This window comes from Rhodococcus sp. R1101, from assembly GCF_000278445.1.
Classification (GTDB): Bacteria; Actinomycetota; Actinomycetes; order Mycobacteriales; family Mycobacteriaceae; genus Rhodococcus; species Rhodococcus gordoniae.
The window spans coordinates 1-5,884 of sequence record NZ_AJVB01000239.1 but is presented as its reverse complement, the minus strand read 5'-3'; the positions used below and the strand labels follow the sequence as shown (position 1 = coordinate 5,884).

Genomic DNA, 5,884 nt, shown 5'->3' with positions numbered 1-5,884 from the left:
AGAGCTGGATGACGCTGTTGCGTTCGGTCGTGGAGCAACTCGGGGCAGACCAATCGCTCTGGGGGAATGCGCTTGTCGCGGAGCAACTGTCGGGTGCTCTGACCACGTCGTTCATCCTCGCGGTCATGCCCGAGGACGCGGATCCGACCGGGGGTGCGCGTCCGCGCATCATCAAGCGGGTTCTCGACCGCCTGCACGAGGACCCCGCTTCGGCGTGGACCACCGCCGACATGGCCGAGGTGGCCGGAGTCAGTGTGCGGCGCCTGCAGGAGGGCTTCCGCGAATATCTCGGGGTGTGTCCTCGCGACTACCTTCTCGACCTGCGCCTCGAGCGTATCCACGAGGCACTCACCATGGGCGACGCCGCGGAGTTGTCGGTCACCGATGTGGCCCTCGAGTGGGGCATCACCCATACCGGGCGGTTCGCGGCGGCCTACAAGCGCAAGTACGGGGTGCCACCGTCGACCACCTTGCGTGGATGAGGTGGGCGTCCTCAGCGGTGGCGGTAGCCGAGTTCGCTGCTGAGCCGCTCCGCGCAGTCCACCACCCGTTTCGCGGTGAGATCGCGGAACGACTCGAGGGTGTGCCGGCCGGTCGACGTCGAGCATGCGAGCACTCCGACCGCGTGGCCCGAAGGGTCGAAGACGGGCGCGGCGATCGTGATGAGTCCTTCTTCGAGTTCCGCGGCGGTGAGGGCGTATCCCCGGCTGCGCACGTGGGCGAGTTCGGTGCGCAGGTCGTCCGGGTTGTCGATGGTTGCGCTCGTGAGTCGCTCGAACTGTGTCCGGTCGAGTATGTGGTCGACCAGTTCGCGTGGTGACCAGGCCAGCAGCGCCCGGCCCATCGAGGTTGCATAGGCGGGGACACGGGTGCCGACGGAGACGTTGATGCTCATGATCCTGCGGACCGGAACGCGCGCGGCGTAGACGACCTCGGTACCGTCGAGCACGCCGAGCGACGCCGATTCGTTGGTGTGTTCGGCGATCTCGACCAGTTTCGGTAGCGCCGAGTCCACGAGGGTGTGGGACGCGGTGTAGTGCTGGCCGATGCTGAGTACGCGCGGGGTGAGCGACCATCGCGTCCCCTGCGAGGTGACGTATCCGAGCTTCTGCAGGGTCAGCAGGATACGTCGAACCGCAGGCCTGGACAGATCGGTCTTGGCGGCGAGTTCGGCGAGGGTGGGATTCGGGTCCTTGTCGTCGAAGGCGTGCAATACCGCAAAACCACGCTCGATGCTCTGAATGAAGTCCCGGTCGTTGCTAGGACCATTACCTAGGTCGATGCTCGGCATCCCGCCTCCTACCTGCGTACTCGTCGATGGTGCCCGATCCGGTGTTGACAAGCTGTGTGACACCACGCACAGTATGTGGTGTACGCACTGCGATACACAAGTACGCACAGCGTACAGACCGGTGATCACCGCAGCCCCCGTGTCGCACCGGCCCCACACTTCCCGATAGTTCAGTCCTTCACGAGGAGAGCCATGACCACCATGGAGAACCCCACTGCCCACGGGTCCGGCAACGCTGCGACCGACAAGTTCAAGTCCGAGCGGGTCACGTCCGACACCTCGGTCGAGCGCGCGTCGGCGATCTACAAGGACCTGCTGGACGCTCTCGCCGGTATCGTCGACAAGCACCAGGTGACCTACGACGAGTACCGCGTGCTCAAGCAGTGGCTCATCGACGTGGGTGAATACGGCGAGTGGCCGCTGTGGCTCGACGTCTTCCTCGAGCACGAGATCGAGAAGGTGCACTACAACCGCAAGGGCTTCACCGGCACCAAGGGCTCCATCGAAGGCCCCTACTACGTCCCGGACAGCCCCAAGCTCCCGTCGAAGTGCACCATGCCGATGCGCGAGAAGGACAAGGTCGCGCCGCCGCTGGTCTTCAAGGGCCAGGTCACCGACCTCGAGGGCAACGGTCTGCCCGGCGCCACCGTCGAGCTGTGGCACGCGGACGAAGAGGGCTTCTACTCGCAGTTCGCCCCCGGCATCCCCGAGTGGAACCTGCGCGGCACCGTCGAGGTGGACGAGAACGGCAACTTCGAGATCACCACGCTCAAGCCGGCTCCCTACCAGATCCCGTCCGACGGCCCGACCGGCTGGTTCATCAAGTCCTACGGCGGACACCCGTGGCGCCCCGCCCATCTGCACCTGATGGTGAAAGCTCCCGGCAAGCGCGCCATCACCACCCAGCTGTACTTCCAGGGTGGCGAGTGGGTCGAGGACGATGTCGCGACGGCCGTCAAGCCCGAGCTCATCCTGGATCCGCAGCCCAACGCCGACGGCATCGCCGAGGTGACCTACGACTTCGTGCTCGACCCGGAAGCGTGATCCGGACCGCGGATGCGGCCTGATCACATCCGAACGAGAGCGCGGTTCGCATCGTGAATGCCGGTGTCCCTCTGGGGCACCGGCATTCATGCTGAATACACCGGCGACGTACCCCCTGTCACACCCCGACCCGATTGTGAGCAATTCCGATGTCCGATCCCGATCTGAAGATCGCATCCGTCACCACGACGATCATCGATGTGCCGTTGATCCGGCCCCACAAGTTCGCCACCACCACCTCGGAGGCGCAGCCGATCCTGCTCGTCGCGGTGACCACCGAAAGTGGCGTCACCGGTTACGGTGAGGGCGTCGTGCCGGGTGGACCGTGGTGGGGCGGCGAGTCGGTCGAGACGATGCAGCAGATCGTCGACCGCTACATCGGTCCCTACATCATCGGGCGCGGCGTCGACGAAATCAGCGGCGTCATGGTCGATATCGAGCGCATCGTCGCCAACGCGCGTTTCGCGAAGGCCGCCGTGGACGTCGCGATGCACGACGCCTGGGGTCGTGCACTGGGTGTGCCGGTCGCGTCGCTGCTCGGCGGTGCCTTCCGCACCGGCGTCGACGTGCGCTGGGCGCTCGGCGCGGCTCCACTCGAGGAGATCGTCGAAGAGGTCACGCACAAGCGCGAGCAGCGCCTGAACTTCTCCTTCAAGCTCAAGATGGGTGCGCTCGACCCGGCGGTCGACACCGGCCGCGTCGTCAAGATCGTGGAAGCGTTCGGCGGCGAGGTCGGATTCAGCATCGACGTCAATGCCCGCTGGGACCGCTTCACCGCGTTGCGCCACGTCCCGCAACTCGTCGACGGTGGTGTCGAGCTCATCGAACAGCCCACTCCCGCAGACCAACTCGATGTTCTCGCCGAGATCAACCGCCGCGTCTCGGCGCCGGTGATGGCCGACGAATCCGTACAGACTCCGCACGACGCGTACGAAGTGGCCAAGCTCGGCGCCGCCGATGTCGTCGCCCTCAAGACCACCAAGTGCGGCGGGCTGCAGCGCAGCAAGCAGGTCGTCGCCGTCGCGAAGGCGGCAGGTCTGCGCTGCCACGGCGCGACCTCCATCGAAGGACCCATCGGCACCGCGGCGTCCATCCACTTCGCCTGCGCCGAACCGGGGATCGACTACGGCACCGAACTGTTCGGTCCGCAGCTGTTCGCCGTCGAACTTCTGCAGAAGCCGCTCGACTACTCCGAGGGTCAGGTGCACCTGCCCGAGGGGCCGGGTCTCGGCGTCGACCTCGACATGGACGTCGTGAAGAAGTACGCGCGCTCCTGATCCGCATTTTCGCCAGAACAGAAGAAGGAGAAATATCATGGCACTGTTCCACGTTCGGATGGATGTCGACATCCCCCGTGATCTCGACCCCGACGTGCGCGCCGAGACCGTCGCCAAGGAGAAGGCCTACAGTCAGGATCTGCAGCGCCAGGGCAAGTGGCGCGAGATCTGGCGGATCGTCGGCCAGTACAGCAACATCTCGATCTTCGATGTCGAGTCGGCGGACGAGCTGCACGAGATCCTGTGGAATCTGCCGCTGTTCCCCTACATGCACATCGAGATCATGCCGCTGACGAAGCACGGGTCCGACATCAAGTGACACCCGCGCGCACGGCCGTGGCTCATACTCGGAATATGAGCTTGCCCCTGCGCGACGTCTACGCCGAGCCGACCCTCGCCGACCTGATGCCCTCGGTGCTCTCGTCGGCGGGGGTCGCCGGTGAGAGCAATCGACTCGACCTGGCCCCGGCCGACCACACCGTCGTCCTGCTCGTCGACGGAATGGGATGGGAACTGCTGCAGCGCAACACGAAAGCAGCCCCGTACCTGACACAGGCGCCGGGGAGCCCGATGCGTGCCGGTTTCCCCACGACCACAGCGGTCAGCCTCGCCTCCCTCGGGACCGGGCTGCCGTCCGGTCTCCACGGCATCACCGGCTACCAGTCGTATGTCGACGAGATCGAAGCTCCGGTGAACTGGCTGCGCTGGACCCTCGCCGGAACCGCGATCGACCAGCGCGACGACCTCGTTCCGGAGACCGTGCAACCCCACCGGACGGTGTTCGAACGCGGTCGCGAGGCCGGCCTGACCGTCACGACCGTCGTGCCGAAGGCCTTCGAAGGGAGCGGTCTCACCCGCGCCGTGCTGCGCGGCGGCAATTTCGTCGGGGTCTCCGCCTACGGCGACCTGCTCGCCCAGGTCGTCGCCGCGGTGCGCACGGGCGACCGTAGTCTCGTCTATTGCTACATCGGGGAGGTCGACACGCTCGGGCACGTCTACGGGCCGGAGTCCGCGGCGTGGCTCGCGCAGCTCACGGTGGTCGACCGTTTCGTCGAACAGCTCGCCGGGGCGCTGCCGGACGGCACCCGTCTGCTCGTCACCGCCGACCACGGCATGGTCGACGCCTCCCGCGGTCGTCGCATCGACTTCGACCACACACCGGGTCTGGGTGAGGACGTCACCGTCATTGCCGGCGAGCCGCGATGTCGCCACATCTATACCGACCACGTCGGCCGGGTCCTCGACCGCTGGCGCAACGAACTCGGCGACCACGCGTGGGTCGGCACCCGCGACGACGCGTTCGCGGCGTGCCTGTTCGGATCCGATCCCGATCCGTCGCTGGCCAGGCGGATCGGCGACATCGTGGCTGTCGGACGAGGCGAATCGACGGTGATCCGCAGCGACGGGGAGCAGGTCATGTCCAACCTGCCCGGGCAGCACGGGGCGTTGACCGACGAGGAACTGCTCGTGCCGCTGCTGCGGATCGGGTGACCGGTATCCCTGCCGGGACTCGCGGGTGTCGGAACTCTCGATGCCCGAACCGTATCGGTCACATAGTGTGTGCACATGCGTACCGATGCGGTGACCTGGCACGACCGCAGCAGTAGGGTCGCGCTGATCCTCCTGTGGGCGGTCCGGATCCTCTTCAAGCCGATCCTGAGCCTCTGGCCGAGCAACGACTTCGGAATCGCCGTGCTCGGCCGGCTGTCGTGGGTGGTCGACAGGATCACGCCCACCCCGCGTGCCGTGCACGTCACGCAGACCGAACTCGGGGGAGTGCCCGGTGAGCGGATCATTTCCCCGAAGCCGGTCGACGACCCGCTCGAGGACGCCACCATCCTCTACTTCCACGGCGGTGGCTTCATCTTCTGCGGCCCGTCCACCCACCGTCAGCTGTGCGTGCAACTGGCACTGGACTCCGGTGCACCGGTGTACTCGATGGATTACCGGCAGGTGCCCGCGGTGCCGATCGCAGGTTCGGTGCAGGACGCGATGAACGCGTACACCGCACTGCTCGAGGTGGCCGACGACCCCACCCGCATCGTCGTCGGGGGCGATTCGGCCGGTGGTTATCTCGCGGCGAAGGTCGCCGAGCTCGCCGCGCGTCGCGGCATCCAGCGACCGGCAGCGGTGATCGGTTACTCGCCGCTGCTCAACCTCGATCTCGACAAGCACGATCCGAAGTACATGGCGAGGGACGCCTACCTACCCATCAAGGCCCTCGGGAAGATCCGTCCGCGCTGGTTCGCCGGGGAAGAAGCGATCGAGGGCG

The 5,884-nt window shown here is 66.3% G+C and carries 7 protein-coding genes; 6 read left to right on the top strand and 1 reads right to left on the bottom strand.

Annotation, left to right across the window (positions count from 1 at the left end; genetic code table 11):
- Positions 1 to 482: helix-turn-helix transcriptional regulator (locus R1101_RS0114790; protein ID WP_026003297.1), on the top strand; the 482-nt coding region annotated here is incomplete at its 5' end.
- An 11-nt stretch (positions 483 to 493) separates the two neighbouring features.
- Here R1101_RS0114790 and R1101_RS0114785 read toward each other — a convergent pair.
- Positions 494 to 1,291, bottom strand: coding sequence for an IclR family transcriptional regulator domain-containing protein (locus R1101_RS0114785; protein ID WP_026003296.1), 798 nt, complete (start codon positions 1,289 to 1,291; stop codon positions 494 to 496).
- A 192-nt stretch (positions 1,292 to 1,483) separates the two neighbouring features.
- On the opposite strand from R1101_RS0114785, the gene catA reads away from it, so the two are divergent.
- From catA to R1101_RS0114760, 5 genes are all read left to right on the top strand, one after another.
- A complete protein-coding gene (catA, locus tag R1101_RS0114780) occupies positions 1,484 to 2,335 on the top strand; it encodes a catechol 1,2-dioxygenase (RefSeq protein ID WP_016934179.1) in 852 nt (283 codons plus the stop codon).
- A 149-nt stretch (positions 2,336 to 2,484) separates the two neighbouring features.
- Entirely contained in the window at positions 2,485 to 3,612 is a 1,128-nt protein-coding gene (locus tag R1101_RS0114775; RefSeq protein WP_016934178.1) for a muconate/chloromuconate family cycloisomerase, read from the top strand.
- A gap of 37 nt (positions 3,613 to 3,649) precedes the next feature.
- Positions 3,650 to 3,931 (top strand): muconolactone Delta-isomerase, encoded by a 282-nt coding sequence (gene catC, locus R1101_RS0114770; protein ID WP_016934177.1) that lies wholly within the window; start codon positions 3,650 to 3,652, stop codon positions 3,929 to 3,931.
- 35 nt (positions 3,932 to 3,966) lie between these two features.
- On the top strand, positions 3,967 to 5,103 hold the full coding sequence (locus R1101_RS0114765) for an alkaline phosphatase family protein (protein ID WP_016934176.1): 1,137 nt from the start codon (positions 3,967 to 3,969) through the stop codon (positions 5,101 to 5,103).
- A gap of 75 nt (positions 5,104 to 5,178) precedes the next feature.
- A partial coding sequence (locus R1101_RS0114760) for an alpha/beta hydrolase (RefSeq protein WP_016934175.1) occupies positions 5,179 to 5,884 on the top strand: 706 nt, incomplete at its 3' end.

What these genes read in the sequence shown, in the direction of transcription:
- catC (WP_016934177.1), top strand. Translation starts at nt 3,650, where the DNA reads ATGGCACTGTTCCACGTTCGGATGGATGTCGACATCCCCCGTGATCTC.
- R1101_RS0114775 (WP_016934178.1), top strand. Translation starts at nt 2,485, where the DNA reads ATGTCCGATCCCGATCTGAAGATCGCATCCGTCACCACGACGATCATC.
- R1101_RS0114785 (WP_026003296.1), bottom strand. Translation starts at nt 1,291, where the DNA reads ATGCCGAGCATCGACCTAGGTAATGGTCCTAGCAACGACCGGGACTTC.
- R1101_RS0114765 (WP_016934176.1), top strand. Translation starts at nt 3,967, where the DNA reads ATGAGCTTGCCCCTGCGCGACGTCTACGCCGAGCCGACCCTCGCCGAC.
- catA (WP_016934179.1), top strand. Translation starts at nt 1,484, where the DNA reads ATGACCACCATGGAGAACCCCACTGCCCACGGGTCCGGCAACGCTGCG.